Origin of the sequence: Cyclobacterium jeungdonense, from assembly GCF_010994275.1 — a bacterium.
Lineage (GTDB): Bacteria > Bacteroidota > Bacteroidia > Cytophagales > Cyclobacteriaceae > Cyclobacterium > Cyclobacterium jeungdonense.
The window spans coordinates 66,484-91,728 of record NZ_WMCD01000003.1; the positions used below are offsets into that span (position 1 = coordinate 66,484).

Here is a 25,245-nt window from a genome sequence, read left to right on the forward strand (position 1 = left end):
TAATTAATTGAAGTTTCGTAGGCAAATTATTTCTCTTCCTTGCGCACCTGAGCTACCTCGGTGGCAGAAATGCTGGAGGCCTCGTTTCCAAAGCTTTTTCTGATGTAAGTAAGTACAGCCGCTACCTCTGCATCGCTCAAAAAGGAATGTGCCGGCATAATGCCGTTGTAAGCCACTCCATTTACCTCAATCTGTCCTTCCAGGCCATTTAGCAAAAGGCTGATCAATCTTTTCCTGTTTGGCCCCCTATTAGCGGTCACCCATTCTGTCTCTGAAAGTGGTGGAAAGCGGGTTCCATCCCCTTTACCATTCGTCTGATGACAGGTGGCGCAATAAATATTGTATGTTTGCGCACCAGCTTCCAACAGGCCTTTTTCAAGGTTGTCTTTTTCTTCGTCCGGATCTTTGATATTGGTTCTGCTGTTTTTTCGTTCCTCTAATTTTGCCATTGCAGCTTCCCCAAATTCCGATTTGTCGCCGGTATACATGACCCGCCATATTTTTCCCTGTACACTTTCGGTTATGTATAGGGAACCGTCTGGCCCCATGGAAATTCCCATGGGTCGGGCAGCAGCATCGCCAGTGTTGACGATGGTATCCAGTTGGGCAAAGCCATCTGCGAATACCTCCCAAGGTCCCGATGGCTTTCCATCTTCGAAAGGCACAAATCCCACAAAGTATCCTCCCTGAGGATAAGGCCCGCGGATGGTACTTCCATGAAAGGCTACAAAGGCCCCGTTTTTATACCTGTCCGGAAACTGGTCTCCCTGATAAAAATACAGGTCATTTGGGGCAAAATGACCGGGGAAACCCAATAATGGCCACTCTACATTCTCAGCCCCGGTTGTTTTTTCCTTATCCCCCCCATATTCCGGATTCAGCAGTTTTTTTTCACGCATGTGGTCGTAATAATAATACGGCCAGCCGCCATCGGTACCCTCTTCCACCTTGAAAAATTCCTCTGACGGCAGTACGGCCGACTCCCATCGGGAAAACATATCGGGCCAGGTACGGTGGAGGTTATCTCTGCCATGCTGCACGACGTACAGGCTATTTTCTTTTTCGTTCCAATCCATGGCAACCACGCTTCGGATGCCTGTTGCATACCGGTATCCGTCTTGCTGGGTTTGGTTTAGTTTATTCGCGTCAAACCTCCAGATTCCTCCATGCCATTCCAGTTGAGGACAGGGATTTAAGCCGGGCGCACCTGGCCTTCTGTTGAATTCCTGACAAACGTCGCCTGGAGAGCCGAAGGGGATGTACATGTATCCCTGATTGTCGAAGGCAATTGGCTTGGCTATATGTTCGTACCCATGCTCCGCATTTTTATAATCATCTTTCATGATAAGTTCCACTTCTCCCTCCGGCACCAGTTTTTCGGGATCCAGCCTGGTCCGGTATACCTCGCCGGCTGTGCTGAAATACAGATAACCTTTATGTATCTCCATGCCGGTACCATAGTTGCCAGTATCGGGGTAGTCACCAAAGTTTTCGATTACGTCGGCCTTTCCATTGCCGTCGGTGTCCCTCAAGGCCACAATTCCTTGACCGGCTTCATTTGGTACTCTTAACTTTACGTATATATCTCCATTATCATTGACGGTCAGGTGACGTGCCCTACCGATACTGTCTACCACCACTACCGCCTCAAAACCATCTGGCAGAAAAAGCCCACCATCATCCGGGTCAGCCTCTGGCAAATTATCTCCAGATTGGCAGGAACTGATAAGCAGAAATACTACCCATAGGGTTGCCAGGCGATTTAAATAATGGCTGAAGTACGTTGGTTCTTTCATTGTGATAGAATCAATTGAGATTTGTATAATTTTATGTTGGTGAGGTGATAGAACAAAGCAAACGGGTAATAAAGCCTGTTAGAATTCCCGCTGCTCGGTTTCGCCAGCGCTTTTATTCGATTCAGTTCTACCTGAAGCATTTCATCGGGAGGTTTCCTTCAGCGTTTTAGCCTATCGTGTCAGGACAGGTTATGACCCGATTGAATGCACCTATAGGTGAGTAAGTTAATTGGATTTCGTAAAAATCCATTGAAATAAATAATTAATTATAGGGATAAATTACTTAAGTGGAGATTGTATGCCAGAAATGGCGAAATAGCTATTAGAAAAAAATGCTGCTATCTCCAATAAAATGTTAGAGTCTTGGGAGTGTTTAACTAGGTATCTTAAAATGACTTTACACTACCGAAGTCAGAGAATGTAAATATTCTTTGATATCTTTCAAATAATGCATCACGTGCACATTGGAGGGGATGGTAAGTTCCTGACCAACTATTTGGTATCCCGATACCAAAATTACAGCATCCGAGAATCTCTCGGAAAGAGAATCCAAATAAGGCTGAACTTGCTCTCCGGAAGGAGAAGTAGTGATGACCGTTACCAGAAAATCAGGCTGGTGCACCTTATATACGTTATTAAGGTCAGTATCAGGGGTGTTTTGGCCAAGGTAAATGACTTTGTGTCCATGAGACTTCAGCAGGTAACAGGAAAAGAGCAGGGATATTTCATGTAGTTCGCCCTCGGGTAGATAGAGCAGAAATTTCTTACCTCCCCCCGAATACAGTTGCCCATCAATGGCTACGATTAATTTTTGTCGTACAAGGTTACTAATAAAGTGCTCCTGCCCGGGGTGAATGCTTCCGGTTTGCCATAAGATACCAATTTTTGATAAAAATGGATAAATTATGTTCAGCATTGTCAGCTCAAACCCTATTTTCAGGATATTCGTAGAGATGATTTTTTCGAAACGGTCTTCATCCAGTTCCACCATCGCAATGATCAAAGAATGAATTTGATCGTCATAAGCAAAAGAGCGCTCCGTTAACTTAAGCACCTCTGATTTCATTTCCTCAACGGTCATTTTGGCGATTTTGCTTATTTTGTATCCATTGTCATTTAAAAGCGCCACATTTAGGATCAATTTCAAATCATCGTCGTCATAAAAACGGATATTGGTGTCCGTTCTCTTAGGGCTGAGTAAATTATACCTTTGTTCCCAGATTCTTAGTGTATGTGCTTTTATCCCTGATAGCTGCTCAAGGTCCTTTATGGAATAATTACTCATCTTGTTTTTTTTTAAAATACTTAAAAGGGACAATAAACAGCCCGAAGGCCACCGATCCGTCGCGTTTTCGGGTGGAATGGTGAGCTTGGTGGGCTTTGAAAATTCCCGCCAAATACCCATGTTTCGGTTTTTTAAAGAATTTCACTCTTCGATGAATGAGTACATCGTGTAAGAAAAAATAACTCATGCCGTACAAGCTGATTCCAATTCCCATCCAGAACCGAAAATCCAAGGTGTCCATCCCCTGGAAAATAAGTAGCACAGCAATGCTGCCAAAAAGCAACGAAAACAAATCATTTAACTCAAAATAGCCTTTGGTATGGGTATGATGCGTTTTGTGAATATTCCAAAGTGGTCCATGCATTATGTATTTATGGATGAACCATCCGGAAAATTCCATTGTCAAAAATCCCACTACTATAAATAACAAAGCACTCATCATCTTCAAGGTAACTTTTATGCGAATAAAATGTTTTTATAACTACAAAATAATAGCCAGAACGAAAAAAAACAGGAGAAAATTAATAAAAAGAAAGAAGTTAAGTTTGTTTTCTTTATTGAATGGTGATTTTCTGTAAATTAACTGGATTGTAAAGGCTATAAGAAACCAACTAAAATAATTGGACAGAGGAATGGTTTGCGTGTCCCATTGCCAGAAATTAAGTGCCATGGCCACCGGTTCCAGGTTTACATCCATAACCACCATGAGAGCAGCACCTGCGGCGGCCGCAACAAGGTTGTTTCGAATCATTCGATAAACCACACCGCCAGTAAGGTAAACCATCAAAAACCAATTGACTCCTATAAGTAAGGGTACGCCCATCAGTTTTGGGCCAAGGACCGGCCCATAGAAGTAATCCCCAAAAATTAGCCCGGTATTTACGCCGATTATTTCAGTAATCATCCCTATACCAAAGGCACTCAACGCAAAGATGAAAAACCAACGATTATACCCTTTGTGGAAATACAGAAGGATGGAAGTGACCAGTAGTAAGTGAAAAGGAGTCACCAATTGGAAAATTGGCCGGCTGGTTTCCCAAAAGAGGCCTGCGATTCCCACCACATGTAATATCAGGACGACAGTTTTAGCTATGGCCAATTTATTCCTTTCTATGAATCCTGAAAGTTCAAGGTGATTTTTTCCGTTCATGGGCTTTTTTTCGGTACAATTTTAGCACTACCCTTAAATAAAGGTTTTTTTTATACTTTTGTTTTACTGATACAGGGAGAAAAAAAGGAAAATTGTCGGCCAAATTTAATAAAAAACAACTAAACCCATGATACTATATAATATTACCATTAACATTGACAGCGAAAGGGAATTGGAATTTGTTGAGTGGATGAAGTACGAGTACCTGCCAAGGGTAATGCAGACGGGTCTGTTTACTGAAAAACGTTTTTTCAGGCTTTTGCAAGAGGACAACGGTGACGGAGTGAATTTTTCGGCACAATTTTTTGCCGAAAGCATGGATGATTTGGAGTTTTATCAGCAAAAGTATGGTCCCGTAATACGGGAAGAACTAAAGGAAAAATTTGGGAGCCAATTTGTTTCTTTCAGGTCTGTTTTAGAATCCGTAGAATAGTCCTCTTGGGGTGTCAGGAGCCGGTTTTCAAAATCAGGTTCCCTTTTCTTTTGACGATAGATAACCCAAAATGCTCGTTAATCAGAGATTTACATCTGTTTTCTGCAAAAACTGCCCGGGAAGGTGAATCGTACAAAAGCGTCATTCTGAGCATGGTTTTCACATAGGCTTCCTGCTGACCCAACCGTCGAAGCCAGTCTTTCAAACATAATGACCAGTCATCCTGGTATTTTTCGAAATGACTTCTCCCGTCAAATAACAGTTCCAGTTGATTGGATCCATTCCGAAAGCGATAAATGCCTGCTAGTTGTCTGTATATCACCGTTAGGTGATCAACCGGAAAATCAAGTTGCTGAAGAATCTGCAGATAGGTATCGTCCTGAAGTTCCAAAGGATTGAAAAGAAGGGTGAAAGAATTTTTGACTTCTGCTACCATCAGTCCCAGCATTTCCTTTTCTATTCCCAGCTGGGCCTGCTGAAGGATGTAATTCTTATCTAGAGGGAAAAGTTTTTTTGCCATAGGATGCTTTTCTGTTTGCAATTTAAACAAAACTAATGAAAAATATAAATCGCTCTAACAAAATACAACTGAGCCAATGGAAGGTAAAGACCAAAAAAACGAATATTAAACCACAATAAATGAAGGGTGAAGCGTGAAAGAAGCTTCAACCCTGCTGTGAAACCGATTACCTCGCCGAGGCATTATTGATGGTCTGACCGAAAAATACCGCGTTTAGGAACAATTTATTGGTGCCAAACCAGAAGGCTCTAAAATTTGGATTGTCTACAAAACCAATGATTCTTCCATCTCCCAAGGCAGAAATCTGTACCACGCCCTTATTTTTTATCAATTCCAGATTTTCCGGATGCACATAGCCACTTGCCAGTGGACTATCCGTATAAACCAAGGGATTTGCAAAGGGGTTGGAAGAAAGTTCCAGAAATTGATTTCCTGATTTGAATACATGTAGGTTTTCAGACAAATACCCATACCCAATGGGGTGGGTGATATCCAGTTTGGCTTTAAATATAGCGCCACCAGTTACTCTGGCTCCTCGCTCGTTTGCAAGATTGGCATAAGGTGTCTGACCAGCTGCGGATGTGTCTTGCGGAGATTGAAATTTAAAAGCGGCCAATTCATTACCGGTCAACCAATTCATGGCTGCACCTCGTGCGATGAGCGTACCGCCATTTTCTATCCAGGCCTTTAATTTATTGGTCCCATTTTCCCCAACCTGGGAATAATTCCCTGTCGGCATAATAAGTACTGTGTACCGGCTAAGGTCGGCGGAGGAGAGACGATTTGCCGGCATTAGGGTAAGGGGTATTTCTAATCGCTGGTCAAATAAATGCCAGATTTCCCCCGCATCCGAGCTCCCCACTCCTTCATCTACCAACAAGGCAATGGTAGGCTTTTCCAAAACATCTATACTGGGCGAACCCAGATTAACGCCTGAGGTGTAGCCGGTAGATAAGGCATGAATCGTGATACCACTGGACGCAGCAATTTGCTGCATGTCTTCATAAAATGTCTCTTCACTATTATCAGAATTGCCTCTCTCTACTAAAATAGCACCCCGATTAAAAACTTTGCCCAACTGGTTTTGAAATTTTTCATGGGTAACCCGCACCTGGTATCCTTTTTCCATCAGCTGGTACAAGGCTTTTGGGGCATAATATTCCTGCCATTCGAATGCGTAGCTATAGGCTCCGGATCCTCCCAATATCTTCCCTTCCCTGAATTCTATGCCGTCACTTACATCTTCCACTTTTGCCAGATTGAGAATCCTACTACTGAGCGCCATGTAGTTCAAGTTAAATGCCATGGGCATGTTCCAGGTAGAAACGTCATAAAAAAGACTGTCCTGAAATTCCGTCCGGGTTTCAAACATCGTCTTGATCATTTTATATTGAGGCTGATCCAGCGGTACGATAAAGGAGTTGCCCGAGCTAAAAGGCACACCGTTCATATTTACATCCTCCTCCAAACTGTACAGGTCGATATCGTGCTGCAGTAAAAGATCCGCCAAATGATAAGCTCTACCGTAATCTTCATCCGATCCAAATATATACGCCTTATCATCATCCTCGGTGTATTCGGTTTTGGAGTCCTCGTAGAAGTCCAACATGTATTGGTTGAGTTCTACCCGCATGTCACGAGCAGCTTCGAAGGATGACAGTGCGGTGGTAAATTGATTTCGGATGGTAAACGGAAAAGAGATTTCCCCGAATACATTTTCCTGAAGATGTCCTCTTGAAGAGGCTTGTTCAAACAATATTCCAATGGCTCCCTGAATATCCGGATAGGTCGAGCCTTTTCCGTAATAATAGTCGTCAAAACTCTCCCTGGTATAATAGAGAGAGCCGATTTCGTCCAAATAGCGGGCATGGTACTGAGCTATTTTCTCTGTTAATTCCATGTTTTTTTCCGGGGTTAGCGGATTGTTTCTGCTGGGAATTCCAGGCTGAAAGAAAAAAGTGCTATTGGTTCCCATCTCGTGGAAATCCAATACAATATTCGGCAGCCATTTTTGAAGCTGGCTGATTCTCCCTCTGGATTCGGGATGCTGTACCGGAAGCCAATCCCGATTAAGATCAAACCAGTAATGGTTAGTCCGACCCCTAGGCCAGGTTTCGTTCAGTTCGCGATTATTAGGGTCGCCGTTGGGATGATAGCTCCTATGGCTATTTACCCAGGAGGCAAAGCGATTTATGCCGTCTGGATTGATGGCAGGATCTATCAACAGAATCATATTTTCCAGGTCCTCAGTGATCTCAGTGGCAGCGGTGAAGTGATAGGCAGACAAAAGGGAGGCATTTACTCCGGATGCCTCATTCCCATGAACCGAATGACCCATGTACATGACCACCGGTAAATCCTCCGGATTGGCCGTGCCTCGTCTTAATCCAGCTCTTTCTGCCTTTATCTCCTCCAAATTACGAATGTTTTCAGGGGAGGATACTGCTAGCATTAGCAGCGGACGCTTTTCGTAGCTTTGGCCATATTCAATCAATAATGCACGCGGTGAATTCTCCGCGATGGTCCTAAAATAATGAACCACTTGGGAATGATTTGCATGCCAGGCTCCAACTTCGAAACCGAGAACAGCTGAAGGTTTGGGTATGCTGTTATCGTAGGTAGAAGTTTCCGGAAGGTAGTAATCCAGGCCTACTTCTTCCTGAGCTCTAGCGTGAAAAAAAAGGAGTATAAGCAGTATGCTTGACAGGGTAAATTTCATGTTTTTTGATTTTGTCGGAGAAATGGTTAGGATTCGGAAAATGAATTTGAAATCGAGCCTGTCTGAGGCAGACAGGCATGACGCAAGCGACACCCATAGGAATAATAATAAAGCATGCGAGATTCTCCCGATTTAATATCGGGACAGGCTATGTGACCATTAAGAAACAATTATAAATATATGAAAATACTAATTTTATTTAAGTAAGCTGGACCACTTATCAAATCTATTTGAATATTTGCTTTAGCGCCTGGTTCAGGTCGCTGTAGAGGTACCGAAACCCGGTGCCTTCCATTTTTTCAGAACTTACACGGTTGCCACCGATTACCATTTCCGCCATTTCTCCCAAGATGATTTTTAAAGCAAACCCTGGTACCCCTACGCCAATGAATGGTTTCCCTTTGAAGTGTGCCGCTTTCTTCGTCAAACCGCGATTGGTTACCGGTACCGGTCCGACGGCATTGTAAATACCTGATAAGCCCGGATTTTCTAAGGCATGCACAAACATTCTTGAAAGGTCTTCTATATGAATCCAGCTCATGTATTGTTTTCCATCACCCAAAGGAGCTGCTACCGGCGGTTTGAGGATTTCAGGTAAGGCTCCGCCGTCTTTTGACAGCACGATTCCTATACGCAAGAGTACGGTGCGGATTTTCAGGTCTTGGATTTTTTCGGTTGCGGTCTCCCATTCCTTCACTACGCTGGCAAGGAAGTCCTTACCAGGAGGATCTCCCTCGAAAACCAACTTCTCACCGGTGTCAATACCATAGTATCCCACGGCACTGGAACTGATAAATGCCTTGGGCTTGTCCTTTATTTTTTGGAGTTCCTGAAAAAGCAATAGGCTGCTTTTAACGCGACTATCTAGAATTTCCTTTTTCCGGCTATCTGTCCATCGCTTATCGGCCACCCCGGCACCAGCAAGGTGAATGATGCCATCTGCCCAATAAAGCGACTCCTGATCCAGAATGTCCTTTTCTGGATCCCAGTAAAAGGACTTTTGCTCCTGTTTGTCCGGGTTTCTACTGAGCCAGGCTACTTCTTTGCCCTTATGTACTAGTAATTTTGTGATTGAATTGCCAATCAATCCGGAACCTCCGGTAATTAATATATTTTGCATCCTTATTTTTTATTCCGTGTTTCATTTTAACTGACTGTTCACGTATCAAAAATTATTCCATCTAACCTGCGCTGTTTTGGATTTCTCCTGGATGGACGCTTGCAGCTAGTTTTGTGTTTTCGCAAATGCGCCTTACCAGGAAGTAAGACGGTATCCTAACCCTATTCCGACGCCATCTCCCTGATGAGTTTTAAATTCTTTCCTTATATTTGCAGCCTTTGGTGATGGGGTTCCACCAGAATTGGTAATGGTTGATTTAATTTTCGAACCATTCCTTACAAACCGTTGCTATTTTTATGCAGCTGATGACTCCTGCTTCAACTGATATTGTCTGTTTTTCACAGGCATTATTTTGTATACATCGTTGTCCATTTGTTTATGTTGAAGAGGAGCAAGAAATTCTTACCGATAATCCAGTTTTTTTATCAAGAACTGGTTCCTAGTCTCAAATTCACCTTTCGCTGGTTGCTTTTGTCAACAGTGATCGGCATTGCGGTGGGATCCGCTTCTGCCCTGTTTTTAATAGCGTTGGACTGGGCGACGCGTTTCAGAGAGGGTCATCTTTGGCTAATAGGATTCCTTCCCCTCGGAGGGTTTTTTATCGGGTGGATGTATCACCAGTTTGGTAGTTCTGTGGTGAAAGGGAATAACCAACTACTGGAGGAGTTTTACAATCCTTTGCAAGTGATTCCATTAAGAATGGCGCCCCTGGTACTTGGAGGAACGGTCTTGACACATTTTTTTGGAGGATCGGCAGGAAGAGAGGGCACTGCTGTACAAATGGGAGGAGCCCTTGCTGATCAATTTACCAAATGGTTTAAACTACCCGTTCAGGATAGGAAAATAATCCTTACCATTGGGGTAGCTGCAGGATTTTCTTCTGTTTTCGGCACTCCGTTGGCAGGGGCCGTTTTTGCTTTGGAATGGCTTATCATTGGCAGACTACGGTACGAATCCATTTTGCCGGCATTCTTCGCTGCCTACCTGGCAGATTATGCCTGTACCGGTTTGTGGAAGGTCCCTCATACGCATTACTCCATTCCCTATGTCCCTGATGCGGATATAATTACCTTTCTTTGGATCATTCCGGCAGGTATATGCTTTGGTCTGACAGGTAGGCTTTTTGCGAGAACTACCCATTTTTGGGCAGCTCTATTCACAAAAATAATAAAATACCCTCCCTTGCGTCCTGTGGCTGGTGGGCTGATCATTGCGGCCTCTGTTTATTTCATGGGAACTACAAAGTACATAGGACTTGGTATTCCTACCATTGTGGATGCGTTTTCCGAAAACCTGCCCTGGTATGACTTTTTAGTGAAGCTGCTGAAAACTTCTATCACTTTGGGAGCAGGTTTTAAGGGGGGAGAAGTCACGCCATTGTTTTATATTGGTTCTACGCTGGGGAATGCATTATCAATATTTATACCCTTGCCATTAGCATTGTTGGCGGGGATGGGTTTTGTCGGCGTCTTTTCCGGGGCCACTAACACGCCGCTCGCCTGTACCCTTATGGGAATTGAACTTTTTGGTGCCGAATCCGGCGTGTTTATCGGTTTGGCCTGTGTAATTGCTTATTTGTTTAGTGGTCATTCTGGAATTTACAGCTCACAGGTTATTGGTTCTCCGAAATATGGGCAACAACGGAAGAATAAAGGAAAGAAAATAGGCTAATCCATTTTCAGACTAAAATTAGGTTTTGCTGTGGTTTAAACCTCTGGTATAAAACTTTAATGAAAAAACTTACGTGTTGGCACAACAAAATCACAGGATAATTCGTCTTCATTTTAAATTAATTCTTAGTGAAATTATGAAAAATATCACAGCCATGCGTAAAGCAATTGGGGTGTTTCAATCTTATGGCATTCCACTTACAGGGAAAAAGAAAGCAGCCAATTTTTATTATGATTTAAGGATGGACAAGATTTTTGTTTCAGGCTTGATTTTCGAACTAGAATACGAATTGAAAAAAGAATTGGAGGATGACAAAATAGCCCGTATTCAAACCCCATCAGAATTAATTGATTCGTTGTTGCAGGCATCCTAGGTTAGCGACCCCTTTTCACTTTTCCATTCAAAATTGAAATTTTTTTTTGGTTCACTTTTATTGAGTCAACCAGGAAGTAAGCGTTTATGATTTTTTCTTAAATCCCGTCCTGGCAAGCAATGGCCGTTAGGGTTATTTGGCTGCCATTTGTAATATCAAACATTTTCTTAAACACGTCCCCGATTTTTTTTAATGGCCCGTATGGTCGTTTTAAAGCAACTCTGCTTGGTGCAAATAAATGATTTAAACGAGAGTGAGATTTTATAAACAGCACCTTACTGTTTGATTCCAGTAAGAATTTTCTTTTATTTATAAACAAACTTGTATGAATTAGATATTAACTAAACCCAAATAATGAAACAAAGAAGGGAATTTATTAAAAAATCAATTTTTGGTGCGGGTGGTTTGACCATCGGTGCCATGGGCTTTAACGCAAAGTCTTATGGAGCGATTATGGGTGCCAATGAAAGGTTCCGGACAGCAGTATGCGGGGTCAATGGCCGGGGAAAGACACATATCCGGGAATTCTCAGAGCACAAGGATTCTGAAATTGTTTACCTGGTAGACCCGGATAGTCGAGTCTTGGGAGAGCGGGTGCAATCCCTTCGTGATGGAGAGACAAAAAGTAACCGGGTAAAAGCGGAAACTGATGTTCGGCGGGTGTTGGAGGATAAGGATATAGATGCTATCAGTGTGGCTACTCCCAATAATTGGCATTCCTTAATGGTGGTTTGGGCGGCCCAGGCAGGCAAGCATTGCTATGTGGAAAAGCCGGCCAGCCACGACGTTCACGAAGGAAGAATAGCTCTGGCTGCAGCAGAAAAGTACGGCATTGTCGTTCAACACGGGACGCAAAGACGAAGCAGTGATAACTGGGCCAAACAAATCGGAGAAATTAAATCCGGAATGTATGGAAAAATGAAAGTTTCCCATGGGTTCGCTTGTAAGCCCAGGGAGGGAATAGGTTACCGGCCGGTAACTAATCCACCATCTCATTTGGACTGGAACTTATGGAAAGGTCCTTCTGTCATCGATGGTTACCACGAAAACCTGGTTCATTATAATTGGCATTGGTTTTGGCAAGTGGGAAACGGGGAGTTAAATAATCAGGGAACGCATCAACTGGATGTGGCCTATTGGGCCTTGGATGATGAAGTAGCGAATACCCACCCAAAAAGAGTAATGGCAATTGGAGGACGCTTTAAATGGGATGATCAGGGAGAAACGCCCAATACCATGTTTGCCTTGGCTGAATTTTCGAATGGACAGTATGTTTTTTTTAATGTAAGAAATGTCGACCATGAGGGGTACGAGCGAGAGGTGACCAACCGGTTTTACTTTGAAGATGGTGGTAGGTTGATGGAAGGCGGAGAGTACAAATCTCATCAAGGGAGTCAACCTAGAAATGTAAACGCAAGCCCCGTAAAAATTACACCTGGTGGTGCATTTGGAAGTTTTATTGTCGCCTGCAAAGCAAACGATCCCTCAATGGCAAATGGCAATATGTATGATGCTCACTACAGTTGCACCATGGGACACCTGATGAATATTTCGTACCGAATGGGTAAAAAAGTTCCTTTTAATGCCAAGGCGGGCAAGTTTGGAGATAACCCGTTGGCTTTTGAAGAGTTCATGAAAATCCATGAAATAGCAAGAGATGGTATGGGAGTACCCGTGGACCAGGCCGATTACGTCGTAGGTCCTTGGCTGGAGTTCGACGGTGAGGCCGAGCATTTTGTGGGGGAAGGCTCACTGGAAGCCAACCGCCTGTTATACGACCCGCGAAGAGCAGAATTTGACTTGCCTTCTCCCGGTTCCGTATAATATCCAACATCCGAAGGGTTACTTTTAGTAGGATGGGACAATTGGGATTTGGGTTACCGATCAGGTGATCCGGGTAGGGTCATCCAGAAAATAACAATGGGGATGCTTGCTCATGCCAATTTTTGGATAAAAACCCACCGCTTTCGGAGCGGATAAGAGAATTAGTTTTGCCAGGGGATAGGCAGCTTTGGTCTTCAGGATCAACGTTTTGCCTATCCCCTGTTTTTGATAGTCTTGATGAACAGCCAGATCCGACAAATAGGTACAGAAAGCCTGGTCTGTTATTGACCTGGCGACGCCTACCAGCCGTCCGTGTTTTCTTGCCGTGAGGATCAGGTTGGCATGCTGAAGCATGGTTTCCAGCCTATTTATGTCTGTGACCGGTCTTCTTTCTCCCAGGGTGGAAGCAATAAGAAGTTCTTTGAATTCATAAACAGACAGATGATTTTCTTCCTGATACTTAATTTTTTCCAACTTTATCGAATGATTACCTTATTATTCCTATTACAGAACAAAGGTAACCCGATTTTTATGTTCTATATATCAAAAAAAACCAATATCTTGCATTTGGCGTATTGCAGAACCATCTAACCATAACCAAAAACCAATGGACCATGAAGAGTAGACGAAATTTTTTACAGAAACTAACCCTATCTGCTGTTTCTTTACCGCTGATACCGGGCCTGAAATCCAGCTCCTTTCCTGGCTGGCAAAAAAGTGTTTTCCAGGATAGAATGTTGCGGGTGGCCATCATGGGACTTGGTAGTTATGGAACAAGGGTAGCAGAAGCCATGCAGGACAGTAAAAAGGCCAAGTTGGTAGGGGTCATCAGTGGGACCCCTTCAAAAATTTCAGCTTGGCAGGAAAAGTACAACATCCCGTCAAAAAACTGCTATAACTACGAAAATTTTGATGCGATTAAGGACAATCCAGACATTGACGCCGTGTATATCATTACCCCCAATGCACTTCACCATCCCCAGACTTTGCGGGTGGCCGCAGCAAGGAAACACGTCATTTGCGAAAAACCAATGGCCCTCAATGCAGAACAGGGAAGAGAGATGGTGGAGGCCTGCAAGAATGCAGGTGTTCAGCTTTTGGTGGGGTACCGCATGCATTTTGAAGCAAATACGTTAGAGGTCATTCGTATGAGAGAAGCAGGAGAATTTGGAGAAATCAAATTTTTTCAGGGCCTGAGCGGTTTTAAAATTGGAGATCCTAGTCAATGGCGCTTAAATAAGGAGCTCGCAGGCGGTGGAGCGATGATGGATATCGGTATTTATTCCATCAATGGCGCACGGTACATGATCGGAAAAGAGCCTATCTGGGTAACCGCCCAGGAAACCAAAACCGATCCGGTAAAATTTAAAGAAGGGGTGGATGAAACGATTCTTTTTCAGTTTGGTTTTCCGGAAGGAATTGTCGCCTCCTGCCTGTCCACGTATAGCATGGGAAACCTGGATCGGTTTTTCCTTAACGGTACCCAAGGTTTCGCTGAAATGCAGCCTTCTACAGGATATGGTCCCATAAAGGGGAAGACGCATAAAGGGCCATTGGACAACCCACATATCACCCATCAGACGGTACAAATGGACCGCATGGCAGAAATTATACTGGAAGGGGAAACGGCAAAAGTGCCTGTAGATGGTGAGGAAGGCCTGAAAGATCTAATCATCATCGATACCATTTACAAAGCAGTAGCTTCGGGTAGAAAGGAGCCTATCCAGTTAGGATAAGAACCCTTTACTTCAAGCCATTAATGCGTTCAATCGGGTTAAGAACCCCTTACCTGCCGATAAAGCCTTGGCTGTTTATTCAACGGGTTCCAGGCTTATCTTTCTGATATCCAGCAAAGGACCTTTCACCGCGGGATTAGCTCCCTTGAAGGAAAGCTTCTGATATCCTTTATCCATCTGGAGTATTCCCAGCTTTTTTTGCCTGAAGGTTTCCCAGGAGCCGGTTTTCTCTATTTTTCCTTGCAAGTTTTGCGTGGAAACGGAAAGGAGGTACTCCTTACCGGCTTCCTCGTCTGAAACAGACCATTCCATCCATACTTCATAGGAACCTGTTTCCGGTACCTCCATTTCCCAGACTACCTGGTCTTTTTCAGTGAACCAGCCGAATGCCTTCCATTCGGGCATGTATTGAATGTCAGGCCCGATCCCTTTTCCTTTTTCTGCCGTTAGAATTAGGTTACCATCCGGATTTGCCCGGATTAGCCGGGGCTGATTTAACGTGTCCAGCATGGCTTCACGGGTCGCCTTTACGTATTGGGCAATGGTACCCATCGGAGCCACCCATATTTTATTGGCAGGATCATTTACGTAGACGGCCAGTTTTTCAAGAAATTCCAGGCGCGTAGTCTGGGGCCCCTCGGTTCCTGTTTCGTGCCCTGCAAGGATCAGCCAGTGTCCGTTTTCGGAACTTTGCTGTATCATTGGTAGCAAGGTTTCAAAATTGGTATCGTCCATTTTTATTCCCGGCAATTGGGCCATGTCCACATACCAGGGATCAGCGGCGGCCTCATCCAGCCAGCCTCTGCCAGCCAGAAAGTGTTCAGCTATGAGCGGTACCAGGCTTTGGGTATGCCTGCCGCTACCAAAATATTTTTGACCACAAGGATAGGCATAAACTGCTGGTTTAACATCCAAAAGGTCATAGACTGCTTGGTTTGCCGCCAACAACTCTTTTTCCATCCTATCTTCGGTATAATTTTCCAACGCTTTCTCCCTGGACCAGGTGAAATTACCACTACAGGGATGTGTAAAGGAATGGTTTGCCATTTCATGCCCCTGTTTCGCAGCCATTTTCCATCCTTCGAGATTGGACTTGACGCCCTCAGGTAGTACAAAAAAGGTAGCCAGGATTCCATGCTTGTTCAATAGGGGGATCCCGGTTAGGGGGTTACTAGCTCTTGCATCGTCGAAACTTAGACTCAGAGCCATCTTGTTTCCGTCTGGCCAGGGGAAAGGGGTTCCCTGTGCCCAGGCAGACATGGAAATTGAAACCAGGAAAAGCATGCAAATTGGAGAGATTTTTGAAATTTTTTTCATAAGCTCTTGGGTTTAGCCATCTAAAATAGAAATAATTTTCTACTTACCATTCATAGAATCAGATTAGGTAACTATATGGAATAAAGTGAAGGAAAGTATTCGCGGTTACTTTGTGAAACGAATAGCAGGTGATGTCGGAGAATTGGTTTAATTTTGGGCTTAGAAAAATGATTGCCGACGTGTATAAGTATCTAATTAAGCCTGTTTTATTCCTCCAAGACGCTGAGTCAGCGCATCATTTCACCTTTTCCTGGATCAAAAGGCTGTTTAACTTGCCCTTATTGCATTCCTTGATTAAATCCGCTTTTGCCTTTGAGCACCGGGATTTGGAAAGGGAGGTTTTTGGATTGAAGTTCAGCAATCCCATTGGCCTGGCAGCGGGTTTTGATAAGGATGCGAAGCTGATAGACGAGATGGCCATGCTTGGTTTTGGTTTTGTAGAAATCGGTACCCTCACCCCCAGGGCTCAGGACGGTAACCCGAAACCACGTCTTTTCAGGCTGCCCGAAGATCATGCCCTGATCAATAGAATGGGATTTAACAATGGTGGAGTGGCGGCTGCCGTGGAAAGGTTAAAAAAGCGGAATGCCAAAATACTGGTAGGGGGAAATATTGGTAAGAACAAGGATACCCCGAACGAGCAAGCCCTGGATGATTATTTATATTGTATTCATGCCTTGCATCCATATGTAGATTATTTTGTTGTGAATGTCAGCTCTCCAAATACTCCTGGGTTAAGGGAATTGCAAGACAAGGAGCCTCTTCAGCGCTTGTTAACGGCGATAAGCAAAACCATGGAAAGCTATCCTAAGACCCGACCCGTTTTGCTTAAAATTGCTCCGGATCTTACGGACGGACAATTGGATGATATCATTGCTATCGTCACGGAAACCGGAATCGATGGGGTGGTGGCTACCAATACTACCATTGATAGGGGAGGGTTGAAAACTTCCCCGGAAGAAGTAGAGGCAATTGGAGCAGGCGGCCTAAGTGGTAAGGTACTGAAGGATAGGAGTACCGAAGTAATCCGGTACCTGACCCAAAAATCCGGTAATGCTTTTCCGATAATTGGGGTTGGAGGGGTTTTTTCCGCTTCGGATGCCAGAGAAAAACTGGAAGCGGGGGCAAGCTTGGTACAGATTTACTCTGGAATGATTTATGAGGGGCCAGCATTGGTGAAGCGTTTGAAAAAGGGTTTGGTTAAGGGGTAGGGGAGCTAGCAATTCTTTTTTATTTCTAAAGCAAGCGTTAAATTACATCCCGAATAGTGGAGGAAAGGAATAACCATGACTGCAAATACGTACAAAAAGAATACGTTTAAGAAAAAATCAGGTCCAGTAAAAGGAGCAGAAAAGCCAAAGCGCGCGTTTTCCTGGGCTATTTTTAAGGATAAACGCTGGGGGTTATCATTTGGCATCTTTTTTATGATGTTTGCCATTTTCATGTTTTTGGCATTTTTGAGTTACCTTTTCGCGGGGCAGGCCGATCAGAGTCTGGTCAGTGATTCGGGTGTTCCCTTACGTACAAAAGGCGGGGAAACTCAAAATCTGCTGGGGTACAGTGGCGCAGTGATGTCGCATTATATGATTTTCAGGTGGTTCGGGCTGGCCGCCCTACTTTTTCCACCCTTCTTGTTTATATGGGGCTACCGCCTGTCGTTTAAAAACAACCTGATCTCCCTGAGCAGGTACGCTTTTTTTTCCTTGTTTTTTTTGGTCTGGCTGGGATTGCTATTAGGCTACCTGGTTCATTTGATTGATGGATTTAACTACCTGGCATTCCTCAGCGGAGGTTTTGGATACGAACTGGCACTGATTGCCGATGAATTGCTAGGCTGGGGAACCTTCATACTGATTTTTGGTTCGCTATTAATATTTGTCATTATTTTTTTTAACGTGGATCAGATCAGCTGGTTTGGGCATTCTGAAAATGCAACCGCTATTGAGGGGGAAGATGAAAATGAGTCGTATTTGGTGCGGGATTCGGTTCCTGAAAATACGGCTATCAAAGAAGATTTGGACGTATCAGAAGAGGAGGAATCTTCAGAGAACAGCTGGAAATTATCAGAAAACGAAAAGCCCGCTCCTCAAAAGGGGATTTCTGAATCACCTGCTTTCAATGTGGAGGACCGAACCCGCGTGACCGAATCGCGGGAAGAGGAAGCCCCGGATAACTTTATTGTTTCATCCCAACATGGGGAGGAGAAGACGGCCGATACCGTCGTGAACTCCGATCCCTATGATCCTACACTGGATCTTCCCAGCTATCAGTTTCCTACGCTAGACTTGCTGAATGAGTACGATCAGCAAAAAGTCACGGTCACCAGACAGGAGCTGGAAGAGAATAAAAACAAGATTGTAGAAACGCTTGTTAATTTTAAAATCGGGATTCAGGAAATTAAGGCAACCATCGGACCCACTGTTACCTTGTACGAGATCATTCCGGATCCAGGGGTTAAAATCAGTAAGATTAAGAACCTGGAAGACGATATAGCCCTGAGTCTGGCAGCTTTAGGGATCCGAATTATCGCCCCTATTCCCGGAAAAGGCACCATTGGAATTGAGGTACCCAATAAAAACCGGGAATTGGTGGCCGCGCGTTCGGTGCTGGGTACCGAAAAATTCATGAAGAGCGATAAAGAGCTGCCGGTGGCCCTTGGAAAAACCATTTCAAACGAGGTTTTCGTCGTGGATTTGGCCAAAATGCCCCATTTGCTGATGGCAGGAGCTACGGGTCAGGGAAAATCGGTAGGATTGAACATGATTCTTGCTTCCCTAATTTACAAGAAGCATCCTTCTCAGTTAAAATTGATTTTGGTAGACCCGAAAAAAGTAGAATTAACCTTATTTAATAAGATTGAAAGGCATTTTCTCGCAAAGCTTCCCAACGCCGAGGAAGCCATCATTACGGATACAAAAAAGGTGATTTATACGTTAAATTCACTTTGTATTGAAATGGACAATCGGTACGATTTGTTGAAGGACGCGGGTTGTAGGAATTTGAAGGAGTATAATACCAAGTTTGTAGCCCGGAAATTGAATCCTGAAAAAGGGCATCAATTTATGCCCTACATAGTATTGGTGATTGACGAATTGGCAGATTTGATGATGACAGCCGGGAAGGAAATTGAAGGGCCTATTGCAAGGCTCGCTCAATTAGCCAGAGCCATTGGGATTCACCTGGTGCTGGCAACGCAGCGACCTTCAGTCAATGTAATTACCGGAATTATTAAGGCGAATTTTCCGGCCAGATTGTCCTTTAGGGTTACCAGCAAAATAGACAGCCGGACCATTCTGGATGCAGGGGGAGCAGAACAGTTAATCGGCATGGGAGACATGCTGCTGTCCATGGGATCGGATGTGATCAGGTTACAATGTGCTTTTCTGGACACTCCCGAAGTGGATTCCATCTGCGAATGGATAGGTGATCAGCGAGGTTATCCAGATGCGTATCTACTTCCTGAGTTCGTAGGAGAAGAAGGAGATGGGGGATTGGGTGAAGTGGACCTTTCGGATAGAGATCCCTTGTTCGACGATGCCGCCAGATTGATCGTCATGCACCAGCAGGGAAGTACTTCCTTGATCCAGCGGAAATTGAAACTAGGTTATAACCGGGCAGGAAGGATAATCGATCAGCTCGAAGCTGCCGGAGTGGTAGGAGCATTTGAAGGTAGTAAGGCCCGGGAAGTATTGGTACAAGACGAAACCAGTTTGGAACAATTATTGAACAACCTTTAAAACAGATAGTAAAAGTAAAATGACAAGCAAAAATATAATCGCCTTAAGTCTTGCTTTCCTATGGAGTTTTCAGATTGCGGTTGGGCAAAGTGACCCAAAAGCCATAGAAATCCTATCGGAAGTAAGTGATAATTATCAGGAACTGAACGGGTTTTCAGCTACATTTGAATACGCTTATTCCACAGATGAGGAAGGGTTGATACAAACCAATACGGGCCAGGTGACCGTGAAAGGGGATAAATACCGGCTTACACTGAACGATCAGGAAATTTTTAATAATGGCAATACCGTATGGACCCTCATTAAATCCAGCAAATATAAAGAGGTAACCATTAATAATGTTGAAGAAGATTCCGAAGAACTGACACCTTCGAACATCTATTCGATTTATCAAAAAGGATATCAGGCTGAGTTAGTCGGAAGCGATCAGAAGAATGGAGTGGCTGTACATGAAATCCTTCTTACTTCAGAAAAGGAAAAATCTCAATTTGAAAATATCACACTCTTTATTGATAAGTCCAAACTGGAACTTGTTGCCTGGGAAATACAAGATGACGTGGGAGGGACTTTCACGTATACGTTTAAGGATTTGGATAGCGATGTCAGTGTCATGGATGATTATTTCGTATTCAATACCCAAGAAAATCAGGATGTTGAAGTCATTGACCTAAGGTAAGGTATGTCTATATAGGCACTGCTGTTCTAATTTTTTATATTTTTGTGCCATGACTTCAAGTGAGATATACGCGCAAATTCAACATAAACAATCCTTTCTTTGCGTAGGGTTGGATCCAGTTCTGGAAAAAATCCCAGGTTACCTGCTCAAGGAAAAAGATCCGATTTTTACCTTCAACAAAGCGATTATCGACGCTACCATCGACCAGGCAGTAGCCTACAAGCCCAACCTGGCCTTTTACGAGGCCCTGGGCCCCGGTGGCTGGGAAACGTTACAGAAGACCCTGGAATATTTGCCCGAAAATGTGTTTACTATTGCTGATGCCAAAAGAGGGGATATTGGGAATACTTCCACCTTGTATGCTAAGGCCTTTTTTGAACAAATGAATTTTGATGCCATCACAGTAGCACCTTACATGGGCGAGGACAGCGTGAGTCCATTTCTAAAATTTGAAGGAAAATGGGCGATTTTACTTGCACTGACCTCCAACCGGGGAAGTCAGGATTTTCAATTGATAGAGGACAAGAAGGGAACGCCTTTATTTGCGTCGGTATTGGAAAAAAGTAAACTCTGGGGAACGCCACAAAATACCATGTACGTGGTGGGTGCTACTCGCGGGTCGGCGATTCAATCGGTACGGGAAATTATCCCCGAGCATTTTTTATTGGTGCCCGGCGTGGGTGCCCAGGGGGGAAGCCTCGAAGAAGTAGCCCGGTACGGCATGAATGCTAGCTGCGGACTATTGGTAAATTCTTCTCGCGGAATTATCTATGCCTCATCCAACAGGGATTTTGCCGAGGCTGCCAAGAAGGAAGCGCAGAAACTTCAAACGTCCATGGAAAAGCTGCTAAACCAGTACTGCGGTTAATATTTGCCTCAGTATTTTCTCCAAAAACGTATTTTTTGTATATTCATCGGGATTTTCAGTCTTTTTTATGATTCGTTTTCAGGAAGATTTTCTTCAAATGGTGTGGAAGTACCAGTATTTTGACAAGAAAGGACTGGAGACTAGCAATGGATTGCCGCTGTCTATTTACAAAATCGGGTTTCATAACCAGCACGAAGGACCGGACTTTAAAGAAGCCGAAATCCTGATCGCTGGGATCAAGCATTTTGGTCATGTAGAAATTCACCTACGTTCCTCCGATTGGAAGTCCCATCAGCATCAAAAGGATCCGGCCTACAATAGCGTGGTTTTGCACGTGGTATGGGAGCATGACGAATCGGTCACCCGGGTAGATGGCACCACCCTTCCTACCTTATCGCTTCAGGGTAAGATACCTTTGGACGTGATAAAGAACTACGAGAAACTGTTGTTTTCGCCCAAAAAACTTTTGTGCACGGATGCATTGGCCGGAGTGCCTGGAATTTTAAAGTTCTCCATGCTGGAAAAGGCATTGGTGGAGCGTCTACAGGAAAAAAGTCAACTGGTTTTATCCCTATTGGAAGAAAACCAACAAGATTGGGAGGAAACGGCTTATCAATGGTTGTTTTATTCCTTTGGTTTTAAGACCAATGCCCGGCCCATGCTGAAGCTGGCGAAAAGTCTTCCTTATAATTTGCTCAAAAAAAATGCTGGGAACCTGTTGCAGGTGGAAGCATTGATTTATGGACAGGCCGCTATGATGCAGCCTTCTTTGAATATGAGTCCTGGGTATGAGCAAAAGTTGGGTGCAGAATATACCTATTTACAAGGAAAATACGGATTAAAAAGGGATCTTTTTGGGTCAGAATGGAAATTCATGAAGGTAAGGCCGGGAAACTTCCCCTCCTTTCGGCTGTCTCAGCTGGCCTCTCTGCTGAATTCCAGTCCGAATTTATTTTCAAACGTTCTTTACCGGCTGCAAGATGTATCCTCTTTTCGCCAGGTTTTTAAACTTACTGTTAGTGAGTATTGGCAGCAACATTATCACTTTGGAAAGCCCATGAAAGTCAAAACCAGCGGCAAACTTACAGAGAGCCTGTTGAATCTACTGGCCATCAATTTCGTGGTCCCGCTCTGGTATGCTTACGGGCGGTACTCCGATCTGGGAGCCTGGCAGGAAAAATGCTTTAATTTTCTTCAGGAAATCCCGGCAGAAAAAAACAGTTTAATTGACATTTTTTCCGGAGCTGCCTGGGAGCCATTGCAGGCATTTGACAGCCAGGGGATGCTGGGTTTGTACCAAGGCTATTGTTCCAAAAGGAAGTGCCTTTCCTGCAAAATTGGCCAAAACCTACTCCGAGGCAATAAATGAGGATTTTTGCACGTGACGGGAATTTCCCGTAATTTTGCCATTCAAAAAAAAGAATCATGGAGAAACCCATAATTATATTTGGCGCCAAGGGGATAGCTCATCCCGCACTTGAAATTTTCAATAGCCATGATCTGGTGGTGTATGGTTTTCTGGATGAGGACGAAAGCCTTCACAAAAAGGAAATAAATAATGTGGCAATTTTGGGTAACCCGGAAGACGATGGGTATTTAAAATTGATCGGTAAAAAGTGCGAAGCCTTTGTGGCCGTGGATGATGCCCGATACAGGTCCTCTTTGGTAAAAATGCTGAATGAGAAGCGAAAGGTACAACCCGTTAATGCCTTGCACCGCCTTTCCTATATTTCAACAGACGCTGCGATAGGCCATGGAAACTTTATCAATGCAAAGGTAAGCATTGGCGCTGGCGCCAGCATTGGAAATCACTGCATTCTCCATACCAACGCTACCATAGAACATCAGGCTAAAATAGGAGATTTCGTCCAAATAGGTGCCGGAGCAGTGGTAAATTCAGGAACGACGATTGGAAACGGGGTTTTCCTGGGGTCCGGAGTTACGGTCGTAGCGGGGGTTACCATAGGGAAAAATGCCCGTGTTGGCGCCGGTTCCGTAGTAATAGGAGACGTAGAGGCAAATCAAACCGTGTTTGGCAATCCGGCTCAAGTTGTTGAAAAATAGAAAATAGCAGATTATATTTAGAGGTTAAAAATAACACCCTGTCGGAAACAGGGCTTGAGTTATGGAATATCGAATTTTACTTTATTATTGCTATGCTCCAATCGAGGATTTGGAAGCATACCGAGATGAACATCATCTATTTTGCGTCGAAAATAATATCCGGGGGAGAATTATCGTCTCGTCAGAGGGACTCAATGGAACCGTTTCCGGGTTGAAGGAAGATTGTGACAAGTACATGGCCTATGTAACCTCCGATCCGAGGTTTGTCGACACCGAATTCAAAGTAGACGCCCACCAGGAACATGCTTTCGCAAAAATAAACGTTCGCGCAAAAGAGGAAATCGTTCATTCAGGGCTGAAACACATCAATCCCCGAATGAAAACTGGCAAACACCTGGAACCTGCTGAATTCAAGGCTCTAAAGGATGAAGAAGACGTGGTTATTCTGGATGTCCGCTCCAACTACGAACACGAGTTGGGTCATTTTAAAAATGCCATCAGGCTAGATATCGATAATTTCCGTGATTTTCCGGAAAAAGTCAAAGAGCTGGAGCACCTGAAAAACAAAAAGGTTTTGACCTACTGTACTGGCGGAATCAAGTGTGAAAAGGCCTCTGCCTTTTTGCTGGAACAGGGATTTCAAGATGTATACCAGCTTCACGGTGGGATTATCAAATACGGAATGGAAGCAGGCGGAGCGGATTTTGAAGGCAAGTGTTATGTTTTTGACAATCGACTTGCAGTAGAGGTAAATTCCGTCAATCCCAAAATTATTTCTAAATGTTTCGTCTGTGGTACCGCTTCGGATCGAATGGTCAACTGCGCCAACCCGGATTGTAATGTCCACGTGCCTATATGTGATTCCTGTGGTTGGGAAATGGAAGGAGCTTGTTCGGAAACCTGCAAAATGCATCCCAAAAAAAGAGCTTATAATGGCACTGGTTATTACCAGAAAAATACAAACGGATACAACCCGTATAAGGGGCTCTACCAAAAGCCAAATGGGGACAAGATAAAAACTGCCCTGTATGGTAAAACCCCTGGCTGAATCGGATTTTATTCTCAATAAGGATGGAAGCATCTACCACCTGAACCTCAAACCGGGACAGGTGGCAGAGACAGTTATCGCGGTGGGTGACCCCGAAAGGGTGCAGGAGATTTCCAAACACTTTGATAAGGTAGAGCTAAGAATTCGCAAACGGGAATTTGTAACCCATACCGGATGGTTCAAAGGCAAAAGGCTCAGCGTGATCAGCACGGGTATGGGTACGGACAACGTCGAGATTTTTATAACGGAATTGGACGCCTTGTTCAATGTCGATTTCAGTACCCGGCTCCCCAAAAAAAAACTTACCCGCCTTACGATTATTCGTGTGGGTACCTCAGGTGGGATGCAGGTCAGTCTTCCAGCGGGCAGCCTGCTGGCTTCTTCCTTCGCTCTTGGATTGGACACCTTGATGGCATTTTATCAACTTCCGCAGAGCAGAGAGGAAAGTTCGATAGCAAAAGTGGCTAAAGAGCGGTTGGATTTGCCTTTTTTACCCTACTGTGTGCAGGCGTCTGAAAATTTATTGGAAAGGTTTGCCGACCTTCCCCAGGGAATTACGGTCACCTGCCCTGGATTTTATGGGCCGCAGGGAAGAGTCGTTAGGATTAGTCCCCGGATTCCGGATATGATTTCCAAATTAAGCGGACTTGAAGTAAACCCAGGATTTTTTTCAAATTTTGAAATGGAAACCGCTGGCTATTATGCCATGGGCAGACTTTTGGGACATGACATGCTCAGCCTTAATGCTATCGTAGCCAACCGCATAACCAACCGTTTTTCAGATGCTCCCGAGAAGGTGGTGGAAAAATTAATTTCCATCGTTCTGAAAAAAATATAAGCAGGCGAATAGCCGATCCTCTCCCAAATTTTCTACTTAGATAATCTCAGGGAATTTTAAAAAAAAATAG

Annotated in this window: 22 protein-coding genes and 1 riboswitch; of the genes, 13 read left to right on the top strand and 9 right to left on the bottom strand. The window is 44.1% G+C overall.

Going from position 1 to position 25,245, the window contains the following annotated elements; all coding sequences use genetic code 11:
- Positions 1–26 precede the first annotated feature (26 nt).
- From GKS34_RS07795 to GKS34_RS07810, 4 genes are all read right to left on the bottom strand, one after another.
- The gene (locus GKS34_RS07795) at positions 27–1,796 is read right to left on the bottom strand and encodes a PQQ-dependent sugar dehydrogenase (protein WP_163384253.1); all 1,770 of its coding nucleotides are present in this window, start codon (positions 1,794–1,796) and stop codon (positions 27–29) included.
- A 397-nt stretch (positions 1,797–2,193) separates the two neighbouring features.
- A complete protein-coding gene (locus GKS34_RS07800) occupies positions 2,194–3,081 on the bottom strand; it encodes a MerR family transcriptional regulator (RefSeq protein ID WP_163384254.1) in 888 nt (295 codons plus the stop codon).
- Positions 3,074–3,523, bottom strand: a complete 450-nt coding sequence (locus GKS34_RS07805; protein ID WP_163384255.1) for a sterol desaturase family protein — start codon at positions 3,521–3,523, stop codon at positions 3,074–3,076. The genes GKS34_RS07800 and GKS34_RS07805 overlap by 8 nt, the downstream gene beginning before the upstream one ends.
- Before the next feature lie 39 nt (positions 3,524–3,562).
- Positions 3,563–4,231: a carotenoid biosynthesis protein gene (locus tag GKS34_RS07810; protein ID WP_163384256.1), complete on the bottom strand. Its 669-nt coding sequence runs from the start codon at positions 4,229–4,231 to the stop codon at positions 3,563–3,565.
- Positions 4,232–4,358: 127 nt separating this feature from the next.
- Here GKS34_RS07810 and GKS34_RS07815 point away from each other — a divergent pair, with 127 nt between their 5' ends.
- Complete coding sequence (locus GKS34_RS07815; RefSeq protein WP_163384257.1) at positions 4,359–4,664, top strand: DUF4286 family protein; 306 nt, start codon at positions 4,359–4,361, stop codon at positions 4,662–4,664.
- A gap of 13 nt (positions 4,665–4,677) precedes the next feature.
- Here the strand turns inward: GKS34_RS07815 and GKS34_RS07820 are convergent, their stop codons facing one another.
- The 3 genes from GKS34_RS07820 to GKS34_RS07830 all read right to left on the bottom strand — a co-directional run bounded on the left by GKS34_RS07820 (position 4,678) and on the right by GKS34_RS07830 (position 9,023).
- A complete protein-coding gene (locus tag GKS34_RS07820) occupies positions 4,678–5,184 on the bottom strand; it encodes a hypothetical protein (RefSeq protein WP_163384258.1) in 507 nt (168 codons plus the stop codon).
- Positions 5,185–5,350: 166 nt separating this feature from the next.
- A complete protein-coding gene (locus GKS34_RS07825) occupies positions 5,351–7,903 on the bottom strand; it encodes a M14 family metallopeptidase (protein WP_163384259.1) in 2,553 nt (850 codons plus the stop codon).
- A gap of 226 nt (positions 7,904–8,129) precedes the next feature.
- Positions 8,130–9,023, bottom strand: coding sequence for a TIGR01777 family oxidoreductase (locus GKS34_RS07830; protein WP_163384260.1), 894 nt, complete (start codon positions 9,021–9,023; stop codon positions 8,130–8,132).
- A 211-nt stretch (positions 9,024–9,234) separates the two neighbouring features.
- A riboswitch (Fluoride riboswitch) is annotated at positions 9,235–9,345 on the top strand.
- Positions 9,346–9,401: 56 nt separating this feature from the next.
- On the opposite strand from GKS34_RS07830, the gene GKS34_RS07835 reads away from it, so the two are divergent.
- From GKS34_RS07835 to GKS34_RS07845, 3 genes are all read left to right on the top strand, one after another.
- Positions 9,402–10,694, top strand: coding sequence for a voltage-gated chloride channel family protein (locus GKS34_RS07835; RefSeq protein WP_163384261.1), 1,293 nt, complete (start codon positions 9,402–9,404; stop codon positions 10,692–10,694).
- A 136-nt stretch (positions 10,695–10,830) separates the two neighbouring features.
- A complete protein-coding gene (locus GKS34_RS07840) occupies positions 10,831–11,067 on the top strand; it encodes an acyl carrier protein (protein WP_162341132.1) in 237 nt (78 codons plus the stop codon).
- Between the two features lie 354 nt (positions 11,068–11,421).
- Entirely contained in the window at positions 11,422–12,891 is a 1,470-nt protein-coding gene (locus GKS34_RS07845) for a Gfo/Idh/MocA family protein (RefSeq protein WP_163384262.1), read from the top strand.
- A 60-nt stretch (positions 12,892–12,951) separates the two neighbouring features.
- Here the strand turns inward: GKS34_RS07845 and GKS34_RS07850 are convergent, their stop codons facing one another.
- On the bottom strand, positions 12,952–13,365 hold the full coding sequence (locus GKS34_RS07850; RefSeq protein ID WP_240459234.1) for a GNAT family N-acetyltransferase: 414 nt from the start codon (positions 13,363–13,365) through the stop codon (positions 12,952–12,954).
- Positions 13,366–13,505: 140 nt separating this feature from the next.
- Here GKS34_RS07850 and GKS34_RS07855 point away from each other — a divergent pair, with 140 nt between their 5' ends.
- Complete coding sequence (locus tag GKS34_RS07855) at positions 13,506–14,627, top strand: Gfo/Idh/MocA family protein (RefSeq protein WP_163384263.1); 1,122 nt, start codon at positions 13,506–13,508, stop codon at positions 14,625–14,627.
- A gap of 75 nt (positions 14,628–14,702) precedes the next feature.
- Here the strand turns inward: GKS34_RS07855 and GKS34_RS07860 are convergent, their stop codons facing one another.
- Positions 14,703–15,944, bottom strand: a complete 1,242-nt coding sequence (locus GKS34_RS07860) for a polysaccharide deacetylase family protein (protein ID WP_163384264.1) — start codon at positions 15,942–15,944, stop codon at positions 14,703–14,705.
- Positions 15,945–16,123: 179 nt separating this feature from the next.
- On the opposite strand from GKS34_RS07860, the gene GKS34_RS07865 reads away from it, so the two are divergent.
- From GKS34_RS07865 to GKS34_RS07900, 8 genes are all read left to right on the top strand, one after another.
- A complete protein-coding gene (locus GKS34_RS07865) occupies positions 16,124–17,155 on the top strand; it encodes a quinone-dependent dihydroorotate dehydrogenase (RefSeq protein WP_163384569.1) in 1,032 nt (343 codons plus the stop codon).
- Positions 17,156–17,230: 75 nt separating this feature from the next.
- Positions 17,231–19,681, top strand: a complete 2,451-nt coding sequence (locus GKS34_RS07870; RefSeq protein ID WP_163384265.1) for an FtsK/SpoIIIE family DNA translocase — start codon at positions 17,231–17,233, stop codon at positions 19,679–19,681.
- Positions 19,682–19,700: 19 nt separating this feature from the next.
- Positions 19,701–20,357 carry an outer membrane lipoprotein periplasmic chaperone LolA1 gene (gene lolA1 / locus GKS34_RS07875; RefSeq protein WP_163384266.1) on the top strand — a complete coding sequence of 219 codons (657 nt, stop codon included), beginning with the start codon at positions 19,701–19,703 and terminating at the stop codon, positions 20,355–20,357.
- Between the two features lie 49 nt (positions 20,358–20,406).
- Entirely contained in the window at positions 20,407–21,225 is an 819-nt protein-coding gene (pyrF, locus tag GKS34_RS07880) for an orotidine-5'-phosphate decarboxylase (RefSeq protein WP_163384267.1), read from the top strand.
- 67 nt (positions 21,226–21,292) lie between these two features.
- Positions 21,293–22,594: a DUF2851 family protein gene (locus GKS34_RS07885; RefSeq protein ID WP_163384268.1), complete on the top strand. Its 1,302-nt coding sequence runs from the start codon at positions 21,293–21,295 to the stop codon at positions 22,592–22,594.
- Positions 22,595–22,650: 56 nt separating this feature from the next.
- A complete protein-coding gene (locus tag GKS34_RS07890; RefSeq protein ID WP_163384269.1) occupies positions 22,651–23,289 on the top strand; it encodes an acetyltransferase in 639 nt (212 codons plus the stop codon).
- Between the two features lie 61 nt (positions 23,290–23,350).
- Positions 23,351–24,337, top strand: coding sequence for an oxygen-dependent tRNA uridine(34) hydroxylase TrhO (gene trhO, locus GKS34_RS07895; RefSeq protein WP_163384270.1), 987 nt, complete (start codon positions 23,351–23,353; stop codon positions 24,335–24,337).
- Positions 24,318–25,175 (top strand): nucleoside phosphorylase, encoded by an 858-nt coding sequence (locus tag GKS34_RS07900; protein WP_163384271.1) that lies wholly within the window; start codon positions 24,318–24,320, stop codon positions 25,173–25,175. Before trhO ends, GKS34_RS07900 begins: the two co-directional genes overlap by 20 nt.
- The last annotated feature ends 70 nt before the right edge of the window (positions 25,176–25,245 follow it).

What these genes read in the sequence shown, in the direction of transcription:
- GKS34_RS07795 (WP_163384253.1), bottom strand. Translation starts at nt 1,796, where the DNA reads ATGAAAGAACCAACGTACTTCAGCCATTATTTAAATCGCCTGGCAACC.
- GKS34_RS07800 (WP_163384254.1), bottom strand. Translation starts at nt 3,081, where the DNA reads ATGAGTAATTATTCCATAAAGGACCTTGAGCAGCTATCAGGGATAAAA.
- GKS34_RS07805 (WP_163384255.1), bottom strand. Translation starts at nt 3,523, where the DNA reads ATGATGAGTGCTTTGTTATTTATAGTAGTGGGATTTTTGACAATGGAA.
- GKS34_RS07810 (WP_163384256.1), bottom strand. Translation starts at nt 4,231, where the DNA reads ATGAACGGAAAAAATCACCTTGAACTTTCAGGATTCATAGAAAGGAAT.
- GKS34_RS07815 (WP_163384257.1), top strand. Translation starts at nt 4,359, where the DNA reads ATGATACTATATAATATTACCATTAACATTGACAGCGAAAGGGAATTG.
- GKS34_RS07820 (WP_163384258.1), bottom strand. Translation starts at nt 5,184, where the DNA reads ATGGCAAAAAAACTTTTCCCTCTAGATAAGAATTACATCCTTCAGCAG.
- GKS34_RS07825 (WP_163384259.1), bottom strand. Translation starts at nt 7,903, where the DNA reads ATGAAATTTACCCTGTCAAGCATACTGCTTATACTCCTTTTTTTTCAC.
- GKS34_RS07830 (WP_163384260.1), bottom strand. Translation starts at nt 9,023, where the DNA reads ATGCAAAATATATTAATTACCGGAGGTTCCGGATTGATTGGCAATTCA.
- GKS34_RS07835 (WP_163384261.1), top strand. Translation starts at nt 9,402, where the DNA reads ATGTTGAAGAGGAGCAAGAAATTCTTACCGATAATCCAGTTTTTTTAT.
- GKS34_RS07840 (WP_162341132.1), top strand. Translation starts at nt 10,831, where the DNA reads ATGAAAAATATCACAGCCATGCGTAAAGCAATTGGGGTGTTTCAATCT.
- GKS34_RS07845 (WP_163384262.1), top strand. Translation starts at nt 11,422, where the DNA reads ATGAAACAAAGAAGGGAATTTATTAAAAAATCAATTTTTGGTGCGGGT.
- GKS34_RS07855 (WP_163384263.1), top strand. Translation starts at nt 13,506, where the DNA reads ATGAAGAGTAGACGAAATTTTTTACAGAAACTAACCCTATCTGCTGTT.
- GKS34_RS07860 (WP_163384264.1), bottom strand. Translation starts at nt 15,944, where the DNA reads ATGAAAAAAATTTCAAAAATCTCTCCAATTTGCATGCTTTTCCTGGTT.
- GKS34_RS07870 (WP_163384265.1), top strand. Translation starts at nt 17,231, where the DNA reads ATGACTGCAAATACGTACAAAAAGAATACGTTTAAGAAAAAATCAGGT.
- lolA1 (WP_163384266.1), top strand. Translation starts at nt 19,701, where the DNA reads ATGACAAGCAAAAATATAATCGCCTTAAGTCTTGCTTTCCTATGGAGT.
- pyrF (WP_163384267.1), top strand. Translation starts at nt 20,407, where the DNA reads ATGACTTCAAGTGAGATATACGCGCAAATTCAACATAAACAATCCTTT.
- GKS34_RS07885 (WP_163384268.1), top strand. Translation starts at nt 21,293, where the DNA reads ATGATTCGTTTTCAGGAAGATTTTCTTCAAATGGTGTGGAAGTACCAG.
- GKS34_RS07890 (WP_163384269.1), top strand. Translation starts at nt 22,651, where the DNA reads ATGGAGAAACCCATAATTATATTTGGCGCCAAGGGGATAGCTCATCCC.
- trhO (WP_163384270.1), top strand. Translation starts at nt 23,351, where the DNA reads ATGGAATATCGAATTTTACTTTATTATTGCTATGCTCCAATCGAGGAT.
- GKS34_RS07900 (WP_163384271.1), top strand. Translation starts at nt 24,318, where the DNA reads ATGGTAAAACCCCTGGCTGAATCGGATTTTATTCTCAATAAGGATGGA.